This is a genomic window from Streptomyces sp. 11-1-2, from assembly GCF_003595545.1.
In the GTDB taxonomy this organism is placed as follows: domain Bacteria; phylum Actinomycetota; class Actinomycetes; order Streptomycetales; family Streptomycetaceae; genus Streptomyces; species Streptomyces hygroscopicus_B.
Map to the genome: position 1 here is coordinate 510,389 of NZ_CP022545.1, position 20,047 is coordinate 530,435.

General features: G+C 67.7%; 19 protein-coding genes and 2 pseudogenes. 14 read left to right on the top strand and 7 right to left on the bottom strand.

Translation table 11 applies throughout. The annotated features are described in order from the left end of the window. Positions 1-32 precede the first annotated feature (32 nt). Both CGL27_RS02375 and CGL27_RS02380 read right to left on the bottom strand, forming a co-directional pair. A complete protein-coding gene (locus CGL27_RS02375; RefSeq protein ID WP_078647022.1) occupies positions 33-821 on the bottom strand; it encodes an ABC transporter permease in 789 nt (262 codons plus the stop codon). A 12-nt stretch (positions 822-833) separates the two neighbouring features. Further along, entirely contained in the window at positions 834-1,784 is a 951-nt protein-coding gene (locus tag CGL27_RS02380) for an ATP-binding cassette domain-containing protein (RefSeq protein ID WP_240450323.1), read from the bottom strand. Between the two features lie 784 nt (positions 1,785-2,568). On the opposite strand from CGL27_RS02380, the gene CGL27_RS02385 reads away from it, so the two are divergent. From CGL27_RS02385 to CGL27_RS02450, 13 genes and pseudogenes are all read left to right on the top strand, one after another. Continuing rightward, positions 2,569-3,345: a (5-formylfuran-3-yl)methyl phosphate synthase gene (locus CGL27_RS02385; RefSeq protein WP_119984118.1), complete on the top strand. Its 777-nt coding sequence runs from the start codon at positions 2,569-2,571 to the stop codon at positions 3,343-3,345. An 8-nt stretch (positions 3,346-3,353) separates the two neighbouring features. Continuing rightward, positions 3,354-4,757, top strand: coding sequence for an aldehyde dehydrogenase family protein (locus CGL27_RS02390; protein ID WP_119984120.1), 1,404 nt, complete (start codon positions 3,354-3,356; stop codon positions 4,755-4,757). Further along, positions 4,754-5,863 carry an NAD(P)-dependent alcohol dehydrogenase gene (locus CGL27_RS02395; protein ID WP_119984122.1) on the top strand — a complete coding sequence of 370 codons (1,110 nt, stop codon included), beginning with the start codon at positions 4,754-4,756 and terminating at the stop codon, positions 5,861-5,863. Before CGL27_RS02390 ends, CGL27_RS02395 begins: the two co-directional genes overlap by 4 nt. 101 nt (positions 5,864-5,964) lie before the next feature. Beyond that, entirely contained in the window at positions 5,965-6,873 is a 909-nt protein-coding gene (locus CGL27_RS02400; RefSeq protein ID WP_119984124.1) for a class I SAM-dependent methyltransferase, read from the top strand. A gap of 220 nt (positions 6,874-7,093) precedes the next feature. After that, positions 7,094-7,493 (top strand): annotated as a pseudogene (locus CGL27_RS51435) (hypothetical protein); the annotation flags it as partial. A gap of 562 nt (positions 7,494-8,055) precedes the next feature. Further along, the gene (locus tag CGL27_RS02415) at positions 8,056-9,114 is read left to right on the top strand and encodes a helix-turn-helix transcriptional regulator (protein WP_119984126.1); all 1,059 of its coding nucleotides are present in this window, start codon (positions 8,056-8,058) and stop codon (positions 9,112-9,114) included. Between the two features lie 70 nt (positions 9,115-9,184). Further along, a pseudogene (locus CGL27_RS02420) lies at positions 9,185-9,388 on the top strand (aminotransferase); the annotation flags it as partial. Positions 9,389-9,697: 309 nt separating this feature from the next. Continuing rightward, on the top strand, positions 9,698-10,969 hold the full coding sequence (locus CGL27_RS02425) for a lysine 2,3-aminomutase (protein WP_205587597.1): 1,272 nt from the start codon (positions 9,698-9,700) through the stop codon (positions 10,967-10,969). Beyond that, the gene (locus CGL27_RS02430) at positions 10,966-11,820 is read left to right on the top strand and encodes an N-acyl homoserine lactonase family protein (protein WP_119984130.1); all 855 of its coding nucleotides are present in this window, start codon (positions 10,966-10,968) and stop codon (positions 11,818-11,820) included. The genes CGL27_RS02425 and CGL27_RS02430 overlap by 4 nt, the downstream gene beginning before the upstream one ends. Beyond that, on the top strand, positions 11,817-13,679 hold the full coding sequence (locus CGL27_RS02435) for an FAD/NAD(P)-binding domain-containing protein (RefSeq protein ID WP_162952849.1): 1,863 nt from the start codon (positions 11,817-11,819) through the stop codon (positions 13,677-13,679). Before CGL27_RS02430 ends, CGL27_RS02435 begins: the two co-directional genes overlap by 4 nt. Continuing rightward, entirely contained in the window at positions 13,642-14,115 is a 474-nt protein-coding gene (locus CGL27_RS02440; protein ID WP_162952850.1) for a cupin domain-containing protein, read from the top strand. Before CGL27_RS02435 ends, CGL27_RS02440 begins: the two co-directional genes overlap by 38 nt. A 71-nt stretch (positions 14,116-14,186) precedes the next feature. After that, a complete protein-coding gene (locus tag CGL27_RS02445; RefSeq protein ID WP_162952851.1) occupies positions 14,187-15,380 on the top strand; it encodes an MFS transporter in 1,194 nt (397 codons plus the stop codon). 12 nt (positions 15,381-15,392) lie between these two features. Then, positions 15,393-15,806, top strand: a complete 414-nt coding sequence (locus CGL27_RS02450) for a VOC family protein (protein WP_119984138.1) — start codon at positions 15,393-15,395, stop codon at positions 15,804-15,806. A gap of 159 nt (positions 15,807-15,965) precedes the next feature. Here the strand turns inward: CGL27_RS02450 and CGL27_RS02455 are convergent, their stop codons facing one another. The 4 genes from CGL27_RS02455 to CGL27_RS02470 form a co-directional block, all read right to left on the bottom strand. Further along, the gene (locus tag CGL27_RS02455; RefSeq protein ID WP_205587598.1) at positions 15,966-16,211 is read right to left on the bottom strand and encodes a helix-turn-helix domain-containing protein; all 246 of its coding nucleotides are present in this window, start codon (positions 16,209-16,211) and stop codon (positions 15,966-15,968) included. A gap of 77 nt (positions 16,212-16,288) precedes the next feature. Next, positions 16,289-16,969 carry an SGNH/GDSL hydrolase family protein gene (locus tag CGL27_RS02460; RefSeq protein WP_119984140.1) on the bottom strand — a complete coding sequence of 227 codons (681 nt, stop codon included), beginning with the start codon at positions 16,967-16,969 and terminating at the stop codon, positions 16,289-16,291. Positions 16,970-17,421: 452 nt separating this feature from the next. Further along, positions 17,422-17,760 carry a hypothetical protein gene (locus CGL27_RS02465; protein ID WP_119984142.1) on the bottom strand — a complete coding sequence of 113 codons (339 nt, stop codon included), beginning with the start codon at positions 17,758-17,760 and terminating at the stop codon, positions 17,422-17,424. A 289-nt stretch (positions 17,761-18,049) separates the two neighbouring features. After that, positions 18,050-18,622: a TetR/AcrR family transcriptional regulator gene (locus CGL27_RS02470; RefSeq protein ID WP_119984144.1), complete on the bottom strand. Its 573-nt coding sequence runs from the start codon at positions 18,620-18,622 to the stop codon at positions 18,050-18,052. 147 nt (positions 18,623-18,769) lie between these two features. Between CGL27_RS02470 and CGL27_RS02475 the strand changes: the two genes are divergently transcribed. After that, positions 18,770-19,507, top strand: a complete 738-nt coding sequence (locus CGL27_RS02475; RefSeq protein ID WP_119984146.1) for an SDR family oxidoreductase — start codon at positions 18,770-18,772, stop codon at positions 19,505-19,507. A gap of 48 nt (positions 19,508-19,555) precedes the next feature. Here the strand turns inward: CGL27_RS02475 and CGL27_RS02480 are convergent, their stop codons facing one another. Continuing rightward, positions 19,556-19,930 carry a hypothetical protein gene (locus CGL27_RS02480; RefSeq protein ID WP_078638250.1) on the bottom strand — a complete coding sequence of 125 codons (375 nt, stop codon included), beginning with the start codon at positions 19,928-19,930 and terminating at the stop codon, positions 19,556-19,558. Between the last annotated feature and the right edge of the window lie 117 nt (positions 19,931-20,047).

Genomic DNA, 20,047 nt, shown 5'->3' on the forward strand with positions numbered 1-20,047 from the left:
TTCCGGACGGGCCCGCTCGGGCCCGCGGTGCCTCAGCGGGCGGCGGCCTTGCGATAGGCGCCGACGGCGGCGGGGACGACGATGGCGAGCAGCAGCGCGATCAGCGCGAGGGACAGCGGGATGGGGTACTGGACGGGGAGGGCGCTCTTGCCGGTGCCGGTCGAGGTGTTGCCGAAGAGTTCGCGGCAGGCGGCCACCACGGCGCTCACCGGGTTCCACTCGCACAGCAGCCGCAGCCAGCCGGGCAGTCCATTCAGCGGAATGAACGCGTTGGAGAGGAAGGTGAGCGGCATGACCAGCATGAACGCGATGGAGTTGACCGCTTCGGCGCTGCGCGCCAGCAGTCCGATGAGGGCGCCCAGCCAGGACATGGCGTAGCCGAGCAGCAGCAGGATGCCGAATCCGGCGATGGCCTTGGGGATGCCCTGGTGCACCCGCCAGCCGATGAGGTATCCGACGACGGCCATCGTGACACAGGCGATGACGGCGAGCGCCACGTCGGAGAGGGTGCGCCCGATCAGTACGGCCGACCGGGACATGGGAAGGGAGCGGAAGCGGTCGACCACTCCGTTGCCGAGGTCTCCGGCGACACCCAGCGCGGTGTTGCCCACGTTGGTGAGCATCATCTGGGTGAAGATGCCGGCCATCAGATACGAGCGGTAGTCGCTGCCCGGAACGGAGATCGCGCTGCCGAACAGCACACCGAAGACGATCACGTACGCGACCGGCATCAGCGTCACGCTGAGGAGCTTCTCCGGAATGCGGGCCAGATGCCGCATATGGCGGCCGAACAGTGCGGAGACGTCGCTGACGAGTTCCATGGTGCCCACGCCCTACCCTTCCTTGCTGGTGGTGCCGCCGGTAAGGGCGAGGAACACATCGTCGAGCGAGGGCCGCCGTACGGCGAATCCGATGGGCCGCACCTGGGCGGCGTCCAGGGCACAGGCGGCCTCGGCGACTGTTTTGAGCTGGTCGCGGAGGGATACGGAAACCATCCGTCCGTGTTGTTCGACGACCGGCTCCATGGCGGTGACTTCCCGCAGGGCGGTGACGGCCGCGGGGATCGAGGCGTCGTCCTGCACGGTCACCTCGAGGCGTTCGCCGCCCACCTTGGCCTTGAGTTCGTCCGAAGTGCCGTCGGCGATCACACGCCCGCCGTCGATCACCGCGATCCGGTCGGCGAGCTGATCGGCCTCTTCGAGGTACTGGGTGGTCATCAGGACCGTGACACCGCCGGCCAGTTGCTCGCGGATCATGTCCCAGAGGATGAGTCTGCTGGTCGGGTCGAGGCCGGTGGTCGGCTCGTCGAGGAAGAGCACCTTGGGGTCGGCGATGAGACTGGCGGCCAGGTCCAGCCGTCTCCGGGTGCCACCGGAGTACGTCTTGACCGTGCGGTCGGCGAACTGGCCCAGGCCGAGCCGGTCGAGCAGCACCTCGGCGCGAGCCTTCGCCCCGCGGCGGCCCAGACGGTGGAGCACCCCGACGAGCTGCAGGTTCTCCCGACCGGTGAGCCTTTCGTCGAGGGCCGCGTACTGACCGGTGAGGCCGATCCTGCGGCGCACCTCGCGCGGCTGAGTGCGTACGTCGCATCCGGCGACACTCGCGCGGCCCTCGTCGGCTTCCAGCAGCGTGGCCAGCACCCGTACCGTCGTCGTCTTGCCCGCTCCGTTGGGGCCGAGTAGGCCGAGGAGTGTTCCCGCCGGAACGGACAGGTCCACGCCGCGCAGCGCCTCGTGGTCCCCGTATCTCTTTCGGATCCCCTCGGCCTCTATGGCTATATCCACGAATTCACACCTCACGCACTTGGAACATGCATTGCATTGCATCGCATACGCATGCGCAATGGCGCATGGCGGCGACGAGTGGCGTACGCCAACAGCAATAGAAAAGCACGTGGCCCCCGTTCATTAAAGCGATAGGCCATCGCCAGAGAATTCCTTGGCGGACGGCAGCGTCACTTAAGCAGTCGACCCACGCACCTGGCAAGGCCCGTCCGGCCCACGACCCAATACCGGGCGGTAATTTATTGATCAACGGTAAGTGATGAGGGAGCGCGACCCCTGGGGGGATATCCGATTTACCCTCATTCCGCCGTACCGCTTCCCGCCGCCAACGCCGGATCCCGCCCTTGGACGTGACGGTCGGACATCTGTCGTTCCGGTGGCTCACCGGCTTTATCCACTCGGGGAACATCGCGTAAATTCTGAAGATCTTCTCAGGCGAGACAGCCGCCAGTGCGTCATCTCACAACCGGCCGAGGCGTCACGAGGGCACAGCCGTCCCGACCCCGCTCGCGGTTGGCGGACTCTCCTGCATAACGGGCGCGTTACCCGTGCGGACGACCGCGTTACCCGTGCGGACGACGTTGATCGGCGAGGTCACCGGGCCACGGGGCAGCCGCGCACGGCTGGTTCGAAACGGCGTGGACGGCGCGTTGGGGGCGCGGACGCGTCATGCAGTGCCCCGTTCCGGACTCCGCGCGCCCTGCCGGTGGCCACGGGGCGCGGCAATGATGAGCGGACCGCACGTAATCCGCGACTCCGCACACCTGCCCTGTGGCGGGTGGACATGCGGTGGAAGGAATGTACGTTGTTGCTTCTCATCTCCCCGGACAGCGTCGACGAGGCCCTCGACTGCGCGAAGGCGGCCGAGCACCTCGACATCGTCGATGTCAAGAAGCCCGACGAGGGCTCGCTCGGTGCGAACTTCCCGTGGGTCATCAGGGAGATCCGCGACGCGGTCCCGGCGGACAAGCCGGTGTCCGCCACCGTGGGAGACGTGCCGTACAAGCCCGGCACGGTGGCCCAGGCGGCGCTCGGTGCGGCTGTCTCCGGAGCCACGTATATCAAGGTCGGCCTCTACGGCTGCACGACGCCCGAACAGGCCATCGATGTCATGCGCGGGGTCGTCCGGGCGGTGAAGGACTACCGGCCGGACGCGTTCGTCGTCGCCTCGGGCTATGCCGACGCCCACCGGATCGGCTGTGTCAACCCGCTCGCGCTGCCCGACATCGCCCGCCGCTCCGGCTCCGACGCGGCCATGCTCGACACCGCGATCAAGGACGGGACACGGCTGTTCGACCACGTTCCGCCGGACGTCTGCGCGGAGTTCGTCCGGCTGGCCCACGAGGCGGATCTGCTCGCCGCCCTCGCGGGCAGCGTCAAGGTCGGCGACCTCGGTGAACTGACCCGCATCGGCACGGACATCGTGGGGGTGCGCGGGGCGGTCTGCGAGGGGGGCGATCGCAACGCCGGAAGGATTCAGCCGCGGCTGGTGGCCGCCTTCAAGGCGGAGATGGACCGGCACGCCCAGGAATACGCGGCCACCGTCACCACCGCGAGCTGACCGCGGGCATGCCGACACCTCAGCCCCGTCGCACGCCGGGGCCCTGCGGCGAGCCCTTCGCCGTCCTCGATCCGGCGACGGGCGAGGTCTTCGACGAGGCTCCCGACCAGCGGCCGGACGAGTTGGACGCCATCGTCGACCGGGCCCACGATGCCTGGCGCGACTGGCGAGCCGACCCCGTCGCCCGCACCACCGCGCTGTTCGCGGCGGCCGACGCCGTCGAGGCGGCCGGGGCCGACCTCGCTCCGCTGCTCACCCGTGAGCAGGGCAAGCCCCTGGCCGAGTCGTACGCGGAGATCGCCCGCGCGGCGGCCCGCCTGCGCTACTTCGCCGAACTGGACCCGGTGCCCCAGCCGATCGCAGACGGCCGGCCGGTACGCGCCGAGGTCCGCTGGCGACCGCTCGGGCCCGTCGCCGCGATCGTCCCGTGGAACTTTCCCCTCCAGCTCGCGTCGGCGAAGTTCGCGCCCGCGCTCGCCGCGGGCAACACGATGGTGCTCAAGCCCTCCCCGTTCACGCCCCTCGCCACACGGCTGCTGGGGTCCGTCCTCTCCGCCGCCCTCCCCCAGGACGTCCTGACGATCGTCACCGGTCGCGAGCCCCTCGGTGCCCGCCTGGCGTCCCATTCGGGGATCCGCCATGTGACCTTCACCGGTTCGATTGCCACCGGACGGGCCGTCGCCAGGGGCGCGGCGGCCTCGCTCGCCCGGGTCACCCTGGAGCTGGGCGGCAACGACGCCGCCATCCTGCTGGAGGACGTGGACGTGGAGCGGATCGCGGACCGGCTGTTCTGGGCGGCGTTCCGCAACTGCGGGCAGGTCTGCATGGCGGTCAAGCGCGTCTACGCCCCGGACCGGCTCTACTCCCAGGTGGTCGAGGCCCTCGCGGAGCGCGCGAAGACCGTCGTCGTCGGACCCGGTCTCGACCCGGGATCGCAGCTGGGGCCGGTCTGCAACGCACCCCAGCTCGCCCGGGTCGAGCGCTGCACGGCCCAGGCGCTGGCGGACGGTGCCAGAGCCGTGGCCGGTGGTCACCGGCTGGAGGGGCCGGGTTACTTCTTCGCCCCGACGATCCTGGCCGATGTCCCCTCCGGCAGCCCGGTGGTGACGGAGGAGCAGTTCGGCCCGGTCCTGCCGGTGCTGCCGTACGGCCGCCTGGACGAGGCCGTCGAGGCGGCCAACGACACCGGCTTCGGGCTGGGCGGCTCGGTATGGGGAACCGATTTCGACCGGGCCGAGGCGGTGGCCGGCCGGCTGGAGTGCGGGACGGCGTGGATCAACCACCACGCCGAACTGTCCCTCGCCCAGCCCTTCGCGGGCATCAAGGACAGCGGTGTCGGCGTCGCGGGCGGCCCTTGGGGGCTCTACGGAAACCTCAGGCCGTTCGTCGTGCACCGTCCGGAGGAGGCGTGACGAAGAGGTTCGGTGCGGCGGTACTGCGCTCGTACGAGAGCCCATTCGCCGTCGAGGAGGTGATCCTGAACGCGGGGCCGGCCGACGGCGAGATCCTGATCAGGATCGCGGGCTGTGGGATGTGCCGGACCGATCTCGCGGTCCGGGGTTCGGCGGGCCGCTCGCCGCTGCCGGCGGTGCTCGGCCACGAAGGGGCCGGGGTCGTGGTGGAGACGGGCGGCCCGGACACCGGGCTCAGCGTCGGCGACCATGTCGTGCTGAGCTTCGACTCCTGCGGACACTGCCGGAGCTGTCTGGGCGCGGCCCCCGCCTACTGTGACTCCTTCGCCTCGCTCAACCTCTTCGGAGGGCGCACGGAGAACGTGGCGCGGTTCACCGACGCGGCCGAAGTCGCCTTGGCCCCCCGGTGGTTCGGCCAGTCCTCGTTCGCCGAGTACGCGATGGTCCCGGCTCGCAACGCCGTCCGGGTCGATTCCTCGCTGCCCATCGAACTGCTAGGACCACTCGGCTGCGGCTTCCTCACCGGCGCCGGAGCGGTCTTCAACTCCTTCGGTACCGGCCCCGGCGACACCATCGCGGTCTTCGGCGCGGGGGCTGTGGGCCTGGCCGCGGTGATGGCGGCCACCGCCGCCGGGGCGGTGACCGTGGCCGTCGACCGGCACCCCGAACGGCTGGCCCTCGCCGAGCGGCTCGGCGCGAGCCCGCTGCACGCCGCATCGGCCGGCCTCCCCGAGCGCATTCGGCAACTCACCGACGGTGGCCCGCAGTACGCGCTGGACACCACGGGCTCCGCCCAACTGATCAACGACGCGCTCCGGGCCCTGCGCCCGACCGGCCACCTCGGCCTGGTGGCACGACTCCACACCGCGCTGCCGCTCGAACCGGGCACGCTGGACCGGGGCCGGAGGATCTCCCACATCTGCGAGGGGGACGCGGTGCCGGGGCTGCTGATTCCGCGGCTGACCGGGCTGTGGCAGGCCGGGCGGTTTCCCTTCGACCAGCTGATCCGTACGTACCCGCTCGCCGACATCAACGAGGCCGAACGCGACTGCGACGCGGGCCGCGTGGTCAAACCCGTCCTGATTCCGGCGGGGACGGGCCGATGAGCGAGGCGTTCAACGCCACCGCCCATCCGATCGACCGCCACATCATTCGTACTTCGTATTCCTCGCTGTTCGTAGTCTCTGCTCGCACCAAGGGAGGACACATGGTCGGCACAGCGCATCGGAGCGCCGGTATGGAAGGCGTGGAAGGGGGTGTGGGTCTGACCGCTCTCCTGGTCGCCGCGGCACGGGCGATCGAGACCCACCGCGACGACAGCCTGGCACGGGACGTCTTCGCGGAGCACTTCGTGCTCGCCGCACCGGCGTCCGCGGGCTGGCCGGTCCGCATACAGCAGGTTCCGGACGGAGACGCGGATCCGCTGTGGGGGCGATTCGCCCGCTACTTCGGGCTGCGGACGAGGGTCCTCGACGACTTTCTCCTCCGGTCGGTACAAGCGGGGGGCGCCCGCCAAGTGGTCCTGCTCGGGGCCGGGTTGGATACGCGGGCGTTCCGGCTCGATTGGCCTTCCGGCTGTGTGATCTTCGAGATCGACAGGGAGGGCGTGCTGGCGTTCAAGCACCAGGTGCTCGGCGGGCTGTCGGCCACCCCGAAGGCGGCACGCGTGCCGATCCCGATCGATCTGCGCGCCGACTGGGTCACAGCGCTGACCGACGCCGGCTTCGACAAGGCCGCACCGAGCGTCTGGCTGGCCGAGGGGCTCCTGTTCTACCTGCCAGGCGCCGCCGAGAGGTATCTCATCGATACGGTGGACCTGTTGAGCACGGGTGGCAGCGCCCTGGCGTTCGAGGTCAAGCTCGAGAAGGACTTGCTGGCATACCGCGACAGCCCGCTCTACACCTCTACAAAACACCAGATCGGCATCGACCTGCTCAACCTGTTCGACAGCGAACCGCGGCCCGACTCCGCAGGTGACCTGGCGGCCAAGGGCTGGTCCACATCGGTCCACACCCCCTTCGGCTTCACCCGCCAACACGGGCGCGGCCCGCTGCCCGAGCAGAACGACGCGCTGGCGGGCAACCGATGGGTGTTCGCGAACAAACCCCGGCCGTAACACTGCCGTCAGACGGCCCAGCCATACCCGGCCCTCACGGCAGCCCGGGCTTCGCCATCCATATACTCTCCCGGCTCCCCCACCACCCCCTGCGCGTTGCCGTCTCCGCAGGAGATCTGGAGACGTTCAAGGAGACCGTCCGCCGCGGCGCTCGCGACAGCCGCCGCCCTGTCTACTGGGTCCACGGCTTCGACGACGTATCCGGAGTTGCCACAGGAAGGCAGCGGACCTCGACATCTTCTGGCTGGACCTCCACGAGGGCATCCTGAACGTCTCGGACCGCGAGCATCGGGGCGTCACCGCCTACGCGCCCGACGGCGGCGGCGAGCTGTGGCACACGCCCACCCGGGGCGGCGCCCTGTTCGGATGGCAAGAGGACGACGCCGCATACGTGGGCATCGCGCGCCGGGTGGTCCAACGGCTGTCGAAGGCGACCGGCGCCATCGAGGCCACCTACGCCTGCGACAGCGCGGTGTACTCGTGCGCCACCTCGCCCAGCGGACGGCGTTCAATTCCCAAGTGCGATACGGGAGCCCGGTGCGCGCTATGCCGTGGACGCCCTGCACCTGGCGGCAGGCGGCTTCTACCGGGCCCGCGGTGATATCCGGCGGCTGCCATGACCGGGGCGGGCACGGTCCTCTCGCGGCGGACGGTCTCGCATACGTCGTAGCGGGGTGCACGCGGTCCCGGCCCCAGAGGTTCGAGCCGGTCACGGCGCTCATCACCCCGCCGAATCAGGCGACCCACATCGAGTCGAAGTGGTCCTTCGGCGACGCCTTGCTGGACCAGTCGGATGCCACCGACCCCGGGACGACCATCAGTCCGCTCATGGGCTCAGAGATCCTTCCGCAGCGGGGCCGCCGGCCGTGAGCCGAAGAGCGCTTCCTCCACTTGAGGCCGGCGTTCGTCGAGCGGCTGGACCTCGGCCGATCCGCAATACCGCTCAATTACCTCGATCAGCTCGGCCGTGGCCGGCATTGCGGGTGCCGAATAGTCATCCGCGGGCGAGTTCGGCTAGTTGGGTGATGGGTGCGGGTAGCGGGCGGCGCGGGCGAACTGACGTGGTGATGGCCGTTCAGGCTTTTTGTAGTGACGGTTTCGCGCTCTTGCGCCGTTAGTACCTGTTGGCGATCTTGTTGGTTTATCGGAGGGTCTTCAATTTCCGGAAAGGGGAACATAGCCATGTCTACGGGCTATACAAACCTGGAAGCCGACAAAACCACCAATGATGAGAGTCGTCTGATGGTTGTCCTGTATGCCTACGCGGCAGCCCGGGACAGCGTCTCCCGCAACGAACTCTTGCAACTTGCGGACACCGCGCCCGATGAGGCCGGACAGGCGATCGACAGGCTGCTCCAACTCAAGGTGCTCACCAGCAAGCCCGGAGACCCGGATCGCCTCATACCCGTGGCGCCGGCCACCGCCTACACCCAACTTCTTTTGCCGGCGATCCGTGAACTGCGCGAACGGCAGATGATGATCAACGAAGTGAGCGCGGAACTAGTGGATCTGCTTCCTGTCTACGAGAAAAGCGTCATGGAAGGCGTAAAGGAACACTTACTGCATCGTCTCGACAATGTGGATGCCGTCCGCCTGACCCTGTCCGAACTCTCGGCTCGCGCCACCAGGGAGATCCTCATTTCCCAACCCGGCGACCCTCGCCCCGAACCCGTCCTCAAGGAGGCAACGGACCGCGCCGTAGGCGTGCTTGAGAGTGGCGTACGCATGCGTACGCTCTATCAGTACGCGGCGCAGTTCCATCAGCCCACTGTCGACCACGCCTCGCTGCTTGTCGAAAACGGCGCTGAAGCCCGTGTTGTTACGCATGTGTTCATGCAGCTCATCGTCTTCGACCGCGAAGTCGCCCTCGTCGAGCTGGTTGGCAACCCCAAAGGCGCCTTGCTCATACGTGACCTGAGCGTCATCCACTTCCTGGTTGGCGCCTTCGAGCGGGCTTGGGGTAAAGCCCTGCCCTTCCCGCTCACCTACGAGCGGAACCAGACGCTGTTCAGCTCGGAGGAGATGAAGACGGCGATCATGGAACTTCTCGTCGAAGGCTATGACGACAAGGTTGTCGCCAAGCGTCTCGGCATCTCCTTGCGCACCTTCCAGCGCCACCTGGCCGAGGTACTGCGCCGCATCGGGGCCCGCAACCGGCTCCACGCCGGCTACCTGCTGCGCGATCTCGGCATACTCCAAGAGAAAAGCGCCCGACAGCAAAATCAGCGAGTCGCAGGGTAGTTGTCTGTTGGCTCGACGAGGTCGCAATGCCTTACAGGCCACCCGCAATCGTTCGCTCAAAGGACATCATGGCACCGGTCTCGCCACCTGGGCACGGCCGAATGGCGGCTGCTTCATCGCGCTCAGCGTCCTCGACGGCTGCGCCCGCGAAGTGGTGCGCCTGGCCGCCGAGGCCGGTATCGCCGCCACGCCGGCCGGGGCCACTCACCCCTACGGCATCACCGGGTGCGTGCGGCGCGCCGACTACGAGAGGCTGACCGCCCAGCAAGACTGAACCAGCGACCACATTCGACAACGAGCGCAACAAGGCCGGGCCATGCCCGGCCTTGTTGTATTTACGTCAACGACGATGGTCCGTTTAATGTTGAATTATTCCTTTTGCCCCGTGGCGGGTTTACGTCAGTCGTATGCGCGATCCCTTGCGGCCGCGACAGGTGTCTCATTGCTCAGGCAGGATCGTGGCGCGTCTTAACGCTCGCCCATACCGCTCGGTTTCGAAGAGGGAAAGGGACTCGAATTGAATATCGGCAAGTTCACGCCCTACAATGGAAAAACAATTCAACGCGCCCCGCAATGGGCCCGGGTGCCCGAGGAACTCCGCGAGGCCGTCACTGTGGTCTCCCAGGTTCTCCCGTTCCGCACCAATCAGTACGTACTGGATGAGCTCATCAACTGGGACAGCATCCCGGACGACCCCATCTTCCGGCTGAACTTCCCCCACCGGGCAATGCTGGACGACGCCGACTACGTCACCCTGCGGGATGCCATCGCCGCCGGCGACAAAGGGCGGATCGCGTTTCACGTGGGGAGGCTCCGTGAGCAGATGAACCCCCACCCTGCCGGCCAGCAAACCCACAACATACCCGAGTTGGACGGCGAGGAAGTCTCGGGGATCCAGCACAAGTACTCCCAGACAGTACTGTTCTTCCCCAAAACCGGACAGTCCTGCCACGCCTACTGCACGTTCTGCTTCCGCTGGCCGCAGTTCGTCGGCGACGACGAACTCGCCTTCGCCGCCAAGGATGCCCGGGGTCTGACCGCCTACCTCGCCCGTCACCGGGAGGTCACCGACGTCCTGATCACCGGCGGCGACCCGCTGATCATGCGGACAAAAACTCTGGCCCGCTATATCGAACCACTCCTGACGCCGGAGTTCGAGCACATCCAGAACATCCGGATCGGCACCAAATCGGTCGCCTACTGGCCCCAGAGGTTCGTCACCGACCGGGATGCCGGCGAACTCATCCGGCTGTTCGAGCGGGTCGTCACCGCTGGTAAGCACCTGGCGATCATGGGCCACTACAACCACCCCGCCGAGCTGCGCCCCGACATCGCACAGACCGCCCTGAAGCGGATCATCGCCACAGGCGCGAACACGCGCCTCCAGTCGCCGGTGCTCAGGCACATCAACGACAACGCCGAGGCGTGGCGGGAGCTGTGGACGACCGGGGTGCGGCTGGGCGCCATCCCCTACTACATGTTCGTCGAACGCGATACCGGCGCCCGCTCCTACTTCGAGATTCCCCTGGTGAGGGCGTACGAGATCTTCCGCGACGCATACCAGCGGGTCTCCGGCCTTGCCCGTACCGTGCGCGGCCCGTCGATGAGCGCGTTTCCAGGCAAGGTTCTCATCGACGGCACGCCCACCATCCGCGGCGAGAAGGTGTTCGCCCTTCAGCTCCTTCAGGGGCGCAACGCGGACTGGGCCCGCCGACCGTTCTACGCCGAGTACGATCCGCACGCGACCTGGTTCGACCAGCTCATCCCGGCGTTCGGGGCGGAGAAGTTCTTCTTTGAGGACGAACTTCCGGCCCCGGCGCCCGAGGCTCGTGAACTGACGGTGGTGGGCGCATGAGCCGGCTGCCAACCCACGAACTCCTCGCGCTCAGGTTCGGGACTCAGACGGGGCGACTCGCGCGGGAGAACTTCCTGTTCGCCGACGACCGCTGCGCCACCGACACTCCGGCTGGGTTCGACTTCTACATCTGGGTCATCCGAGGTCAGGATCAGGTGATCGTCGTCGATACCGGGTTTGCCGCCCACACGGGTGCGCGGCGTGGCCGCGAGCAACTTCATCACCCGGTCGAGGCCCTCGCCGGTCTTGGCATCGACCCCACCGACGTGTCGCATCTGCTGATCACGCACATGCACTGGGACCATGCCGGTCACCTCGCCGCCTTCCCCACAGCTCGCGTTCATCTCCAAGAGCGGGAGCTCGCGTTCTGCACCGGCCGTGCCATGCGCCATGCCGCACCCCGCCGCCCCTTCGAGGCGGAGGATGTGAACGCGGTGATTCGGCTGCTGTTCGACGAGCGCCTCACCCTGCACCAGGGCCCAGCGACGATTGTGCCCGGCGTCGAGGTGCACCCGGCCCCTGGGCATACCCCCGGCCTTCAAGTAGTGCGCGTTCACACCAAGCGTGGCTGGGTGGTGTTGGCGAGCGATTCGTCGCACCTGTGGGCCAACATCCGTCGCCGGGCCCCGTTCCCGATCCTCGACCACCTCGCCTCCATGGTCGAGGCGTACGAGACCGTCGAAGATCTGGCGGACGGCGTCGACCACATCATCCCCGGTCATGATCCTCAGGTCGCCACCCGCTTCCCCCGGGTAGCGGACGCCCCCCGCTGGGTGCAGTTGCACGAGGAGCCCATAGCCCCGTACAGCGACCCGGCGGAGCTGGAGCTGAGCGAGCGGGTGATCTCGTGAGGGCTGTTCAGGTCACGATTGTCGGGATGGGGCCGCGCGGCCTCGGCATCCTCCAGCACATCGCCCAGCGAGCCCATCAGCTCCCCGAGGGCGTTGAGCTGGACGTCCACCTTGTCGACCCCGGCGACACCGGGCAAGGGGCACACTCCAACCGGCAGCCCGAGTATCTGCTCACCAACACGCTCGCCAGCCAGCTCACCATGTTCCCCGACGGTAGCGGCCCGTCGTTCACCGATTGGGCCCAGCAGGTTGGCTACCGTCGCTTCGCAGGTGGCTACTACCGCACTGGCGAGGCATGTGGGGAACCGATCGGGCCACACGACTACCTGCCGCGCAACTTGCTCGGCGAGTATCTCTCCTTCGCGTCCGACCGCACCATCAGCTCGCTGCCCGCGAGCGTGCGAGTGGTGCACCACCGGGCTCGCGCCATCGACATGGAGCAGCTCTCCCCGCCCGGCAGGTACGTGCTGCGGACCGAGGACGGCTACGAGATTCCCTCCGATTTCCTGTTCCTCACCACCGGGCACTGCCGGCGCACTCCCACCGACGAGGATATTCGGTTCGAGAATTTCGTCCGCGAACACCAGGGCCGCAACGACCGCCTCGCCTACCTGGCGGACTGCTACCCGGTCGACAAGCTCGGGCGCATCGTTCCCGGGGCCACGGTGGCCGTGCAGGGTTTCGGGCTGACCGCCCACGACGTCATCGCCCACCTCACCATCGGTCGGGGCGGACGTTTCGAGGGCGACGGCCACGACATGCGCTACCTACCGTCCGGGCGCGAGCCGAGCGTGCTGTTGTTCTCCCGTCAGTGCCTGCCCGCCGCCGCACGCGGCATCAACCAGAAGGGCATCGCCGGCGCCTACCAGCCGCACTTCTTTACCCCCGAGGCCATACGCGGTTTGCGGGAGCACGCGGAGCGGGAGCGCGGCAGCACGCAGGTCGACTTCGAGGCGGAAGCCGTGCCGCTACTGCTTCGAGAGATGGGCTACGTTTACCGCTCCACGCTGGAGCAACGTCATATCCGGCCCGACCAGTACGAATTCACGGCGGCCGATCAGGCCGCTGTCGACGCCATCGTCGACCCGCTGGCTGGTAAGAGTTTCAGGGATCTGGACGCCTTCCGCGCCTTCTTCACGGCGTTCGTCACCGAGGACCTGGAGCACGCCGAGGAAGGCAACCGGACGAGCCCTGTCAAAGCTGCCACGGACGCCATCCGGGACGTGCGTGCCAGTCTGCGCGAGGCCGTCGAATTCTCCGGCCTGACACCGGATTCGCATCGGGTGTTCAACACCCGCTGGGTGCCGCTCATGAACAGGATCGCGTTCGGGCCACCCCGCCGCCGTAACTACGAACTTCTTGCCCTGATGAACGCTGGTGTGGTCGATCTGGCTGGAGGACCGGGCTGCCGTATCGTCCCCGACCCTCAGACCTCCCGGTTCACCGTTGAAACCGAGTTCACCAACGGCCCGGCCATCCGACACGCCGACGCCTTGGTGGCGGCGCGCCTGGACTTGTTCCACCCCGAGGCGGACAGTTCCCCGCTGACCGCCCGCCTGTTGGCACGCGGCCTGATCCGACCCTATGGCAACGGCTCCTACGAGCCGGGCGGTGTGGACATCACACCCAGTGGCCGCGTCATCGCCAAGACCGGGACGCCGCTCACAGGTGTATGGGCTCTCGGATACCCCGTCGAAGGGCCGCGGTACTACACGTACTACCTGCCCAGGGACGGGCAGAAGTCGCGGTTCACGGACGAGGCGAACGCCGCCGTGTGCGACATGTGGCAGCAACTCACGATCATCGAGGAGGATGATTCCCGTGCCGATCGGCAGCGGCAGCCAGTTTCCATACCCTGACTTCAAAAAACGCTACGACACCCCGCTGCCCGAGCCAGTGGTGTGGCGGTGGGCGGACACCTCCGGCCGGCTCGGCGACACGGAGCACCCCGAACGCGGCACGCTCGCCCTGTCTCTGCCGAACGGCAGCGCCGAAATCATCCGTGATGTCGCCGTCGCCTACCAGGTCATCTCCGCTGGGAAGAACACCACCCCGCACGCGCATACCTGGTACCACCTGTTCGTCGTGCAAGCCGGCACCGGCACTGTCACCTTCCACGACACCAGCGAGACCACCGATCTGAACCCCGGGGACCTTCTGCTCGTCCCGGCCTGGTCGCTGCACCACTTCAACAACCCCACCAGCCAGAACCTCGTCCTGCTGAACCTGATGAACATCCCGCTGTTGGCCCAGCTGGGGAACCTGGCCTCCAGGCAATCGGAGCCCGGCGCGTGACCGCGCGAGAGGTCGACGAGGCAGCGCCCGCCGAGACGGCTGCCCACTCAGCGGGCCCGTACAAGTGGGTCGTGCTCGCCGTCGCCGTTACCGCGCTGACCTCTGGCTCGATCGTCTACTCCGGCGTCAGTGTCCTGCTGCCGTTCTGGAAGGACACCTACCACCTGTCCGCGGCCACCGCTGCTCTCGCGGCCACGGCGATCCAGGCTGGGCCGATCACCTCGATGCTGATCATCGGGCGGGCCATCGACCGCTACGGAGAGCGCTGGGTCGTCTCTCTCACGATGATCGCCATGGGCATCACGGCGTTCATCGCCGCGGCCGCGGGTCGCAATTACCCTGTGCTGCTGCTGTTCATCCTGGTGATGGGCGCCTTCTACGGATCTATCCTGCCTGGCGGGCAGCGGGCCATCACCCGCTGGTTCGAACCCGGCCTACGAGGTATGGCCACCGGCATACGCCAAGCCGGTCTGCCGATCGGCGCCTCCATCGCCGGCGCGATACTGCCCGCCGTCGCCCTGCACCGCAGCTGGACCGCGGCCATGGTCGTCCAGGGAGTGGCCGGCATTCTCGGGGGCGTGGTCTTCGCCGCCTTCCACCGCAAGGCGGGTGACGCCACTACGAGTGCGCGAAAGACACCGGTAAACCTGCGCCGCTTGATCCTCGGCCTCGTACGCGACAGGGCTGTCCGCTCGCTTCTCATCGCCGGACTCGCTTTGGCCGCGTTCCAGTACGTGTTCTCCGTGCAGATCTTGATCTTCCTCAACGATCACCTGCGCATCCCGATTGTCACGGCGGGCTTCATGTACTCGGTGGCCCAGGCTGCCGGAATCGCCGGCCGGATCGGTCTCGCCTGGATCAGTGACCGTCTCTGGCCCGGCATGCGGATGCGCTCTTTGAAGTGGCTTCTCGCCTTCTCCGCGATCCCGATCGCCGCGCTCAGTATGTTGACCCCCGGCTCGCCCCGCGTACTCGCATACGCGCTCTGCACGCTGCTGGGCCTGCTCAGCGTCGGCTGGTACCCGCTCTACCTCGTACAGGTCACCGACGTCGCCCCCCAGCACGCGGTCGCCTCCACAATCAGCTTCGCGATCACCCTGAACCAGATCATCGCCGCCGCCCTGCCACCGCTGTTCGGCGCGCTCGTCGGCGCCACCGGCTACACGGTCGGCTGGCTCTTCCTGGTGGTCATTCTGGTTCTGACGGCTGCCCAACTGCACCGCACTCAGGCCGCCCCAAACCCCATCTCATCGCAGACCTCCTGAAGGGACCCGCTCGTGCTCAAGCGCATTGACCATATCGGTGTCGTCGTCAACGACCTGTTCCGCGCAAAGAAATTCCTCGAAAGCCTCGGTCTCACCCTCGAGTTCGAACGCGAGGTGCCCGAACGGCATGTCAAAGCCGCGTTCTACCGGGTGGGTGACGGGGCTCGTATCGAGCTCATCGAACCCACCACCGGCGAGGCCCGCCAGCGCCGTCTCGGCGACGGCAACCAGGCTCGCATCGAGCACATCGCTGTCGAGGTCGACGACAGCATCACCAAGATCATGCAGACTCTTCGTGGCATCGGCGTCGAATTCGTCGCTCCTGAGCCCGTGGCGATCGACGGCAACCTCAATGCCTTTTCCCGGCCCGACACCTCGGAGGGGATTCAGTTTCAGCTCCTCGAGCGCGACGCCGCGACGGCCTAACCTGCGCGTTTCACCTGCCGCGGTGTCCAGATCTCGATCCGAGAAGCGCAGGCGCCTTCTGAACTGGGACGACAGGGCTTGGTCGCGGGCGGTATCACCTGGCCAGGCTCCAGGTGGAGAAGGCGACGATGTTCCAGTCCACGGGGGACGTCCGGGCGATCAGGCGGATGTGCTCGTGTACCCGCTCACTGATCGCCTTCGGGCGTCCCCGCTCCATTTCAGGTCCAGCGCGGTAGACCCCCGCTCGTTGAAGGCGTGGATGACGTCGCGGACGTACCTCTCGCCGACCTGCATCAGCGAGGTGATGTCCCTGACTGTCTGGCCCTGGGCGGACATCAGCACCACGATCGCCGACCGCAGCCGGAACGACGCGCTGGCGGGCAACCGGTGGGTGTTCGCGAACAAACCCCCGGTCGTAGCGCTGCCGTCAGGCGGCGAAGCTCCTCGCGGTCGCCGGTGTCGCGGGTGACCGCGAGGCCCGGTCACACGACCAGGCGCAGCCAGGCCGCCGCGAGTGCGGCATGACCGGCCGGCGTCGGGTGTACGCCGTCCGCGGCCCAGTACTCCGGCCCGGTGGTCGCGGCGAGCTCGGCGAACATGCCGTCTGCGGCGAGCAGCTGCGCGCCGTACTTGCGGGCGAGCTCGCGCACGACCTGGATCTTCGGGTCCAGGTCGGTGCGCCATTCCTTGCGCTCTTCCTCTCCGATGCGCACGACACCGGCACCGGCACCGGCACCGGCCTCGACGACGCCGTGGATCGGCAGGAGGAAAGGCTCGATGAGGATCAGCTTCGTGCCCGCCTCGGCGAGGGGTGCGAGCAGGCGGTCATAGCCCGCTTCGAACTCCTCCACGGGGATCACGTACCCCTTGAGGTCCAGCGTGTGCCAGCCCATGTCGTTGACCCCGACGAGGATCGACACCACGTCCGGGCGTGCGTCGAGTACGTCTGTCTGCCAGCGAGCCTCGAGGTCCATTACCTTGTTGCCCCCGATCCCGGTGTTCAGCCAGGTCACGGGCCGGTCCGGGTACCGGAGCCCCCACTCGCCCGCGACGCGCAGCGGGTATCCGAACCCCAGACCGTCTTCGCTCTCCAGCCGTTGGCAGTCGGTGATCGAATCGCCGGTGAACATCACGGTGCTTCCCGGTCGGACAGTGATCGTCATGTGCGCTCCTTGAACTCGGGTGAGGAGAGGAAGACGGAGGAGAACGGGTGACATTCCGGCGATATGGGTACCCGTCAGGACCTCTCGAAAGGTGCCGGACCCCACCGACATCGGACCGACAGTCCCCGATATGCCGCCGACACCACGGCTCCGCCACCCGATCACCCTTGGCCAAAGCGCCGATCAGCCAGGAGGAGGCTTTGAGGGTCTGAACCCCGGGTCGGCGCGGCGGCTCGCTTGGGACCTCTACATGGGCGAGCCGAGCATCTTATGAACGCACGCCACCCCGGCGGGGCACTGCGCCCGCCCGGAGTGCGCCACCGTCAGCCCTGGCCGTGAACCTGCAGGGTGACACGTCATTGCTTGTCGACCAGTTCGTAGGGCGGCGTGCGGCCGCCGGGCGGAGCCGGGCGGTGGCATCCGATCCGCGCCACGGCCCCGCCGAATGACCGTCAGGCGCTGACGACCTTCCGGAGTTTGCGTACGAGCTTGACGACGGCCCAGACGGTGAGGCCTCCCAGGACGAGCAGGAACAGGATCGCCTGCCACAGGGGCATCTTCTTCTTTCCGGTGGACGAGTCGCCGTTATTGCTGCTGGAGGAGTAGCCGCCGCGTTTCGACTTCTTGTTGCCGCCGACCTTGCTGACGCCACCGCCGCCGCTGCTGCCACCGCCTCGCTTCGACGACAGCGCGACGTACGAGACGGAGTCACGCGCCGGCGCCGCGTGGGCCGCTGTGGGTGCCACCCCGAGCAGGGCGCCGATCAGGAAGAGAGCGGTTGCCAAACGCATGAGAGATCCCCGTGATGGTAGGTCGGAAAGACATTCGCGCCAGGGTGCAGCGTTGCACCCTAGGTCATGGATCTGTGCTGTCGAAACTCGCCTTCGCCCGCTTGAAGGGATCAGCCGCAGTGGAATGATCACGGTGTGGCTGATGTGATCACGCCGACGATCGCCGACGGTGGCTACCCCGGTACCGGCCCGGCGACCCACCGTCCGAGCCGGCCAACTCGTTCGGCTTTCCACGTCGCTGCCGCCGCAGCCGCGCACAGGCCCGGACGGCCCCGCCGCGGAGACGGCATCACGAACGGGCCCTCAGCCCGTCCAGCGTGAGGTCGAGCAGTCGTTCGGCGCGTTCCCGGTGTTCGGGCATGGCCGAGGTGACGGCGATGCCTTCGAGGGCGGCGCCCATGTCGGTCGGGCTGATGTCGGTGCGGATCGCCCCGGCGGCTACGCACGCGTCCATCAGGGCGGTGATGGCAGCCTGGATCATGTCCCGACTGTGGCCGTAAGGGTTGCTTCCCGCGGCGGCGATGGCACGCAAGGCGTCGGCCATGCCGAATTTCGCGGTGACGTAGTCCAGGAAGAGGCGTGTCCAAGCGCGCAGGGCTTCGTAGGGCGGCTTCTCCGCGAGCAGATTGGGGACGGCGTCGCACAGCTGAGCCACCTCGTTGCGGTAGACCGCCTCGATCAGAGCCTCACGGGTGGCGAAGTTTCGGTACAGCGTCGCGCTGCCCACGCCCGCCTCCTTGGCGATGCGCTCCAGGTGCGTGTCCAGCCCTTCCTCGGCGAACACGCGCACCGCAGCCGCGAGAATCTTGTCTCTGTTACGCCGCGCGTCAGCTCGCAACGGGCGTTGTGCACTGTCGGCCATCAGCGGTCGCCATTCCCCTCCGGTCCTCTTCGCTTGCTAAACGGAGGGCCGCCCACTTAGCCTTTCGTCACGTAAGTGGGGGCGCCCCCATTTCCACTGTAGGCCATGGTCCGGCCTGTACACATCCCCCTTGGAAGGACGTTGATCATGTCAGGTGTCGAAGGCAAGGTCGTAGCGATCACAGGTGCCAGCAGCGGCATCGGAGCGGCGACGGCGATCTACCTCGCCGAGAGGGGCGCCCGGCTCGTGCTCGGGGCCCGACGGGAAGACCGGTTGCACGCGGTAGTGGACCAGATCACGACGCGGGGCGGCTCGGCCGTCGGGACGGTCATCGACGTGACGCGCCGCGAGGACCTCGAGCGCCTGACGGACACGGCGGTCGACCGGTTCGGCCGGCTCGATGTCCTGGTCTCCAACGCCGGCACGATGGCGGTGTCACCGTTTGACGAGCTGCGCCAGGACGACTGGGACGCGATGGTCGCGACGCACATCACCGGCCTGCTGAACGGTATCGGGGCGGCACTCCCCGTCTTCAGGCGGCAGCGCTCCGGCCAGTTCGTCAACATCGCCTCGACGGCGGCCTACGTCGTGAAATCCCCGCAGGCCGTCTACGCGGCCACCAAGACGGCGGTGAAGGTGCTGACCGAGGGGCTGCGACAGGAGTCGGGACCCCATCTGCGGGTCACCCTGGTCTCGCCCGGGTTCACCAACACCGAGGGCGTGGGCAAGGGGGCGAGTCCCGAGGCAGCGGCGGCGGCAGCCCGACAGCGCGACGAGATGGCCATCCCACCGTCCGCCATCGCGTCCGCGATCGGTTACGCGATCGAGCAGCCCGCCGGCGTCGACATCAGCGAGGTGGTCGTACGGCCCACCGCGCAAGCCTGACAACCAACGCTTCCGACCGGGCGGGCCGACAGGGAAGACGCTGGGGGTTCACGCAGCAAGCGTCTGTGCCGCCGCCACCGCGGGCAGGGGCGCCACCGGGATGCGTACCGGCGCGACCGGGTCATAGGCGGGCCAGACGCGGTACGTGGTCTTGCCCGGGTCCACGAGGGGATCACCGAGGGCGATCCGCCCCTGGGAGTACAGCCTGTCGCACACGGGGGTGGGCAGAGCGACGTAGCAGCCTCCCCTGTCGGCGACGTGGTCGTACGGCTGCCAGTAGCCGTACCGGCGTCGTCCACGTGCATGCACGGTGAGAAACACCGGAGTACGGGAGTCGGACATGACGCGGAGAACGCCGGCGTCGGCAGCAGCCTCGAACGGGATATCGGAACGGGAGCGGGACTGGTAGAGGACGGGGGACATCAACGCTGCCTTCCGAGGGCCGGGACTCACGATCAGCTACCCCAATTAAAGCAGCTATTCGATCTTGATTACAGAACTTCCGCTGGAGCAACGGGACTTGAGAGGGGACGGAGAGGG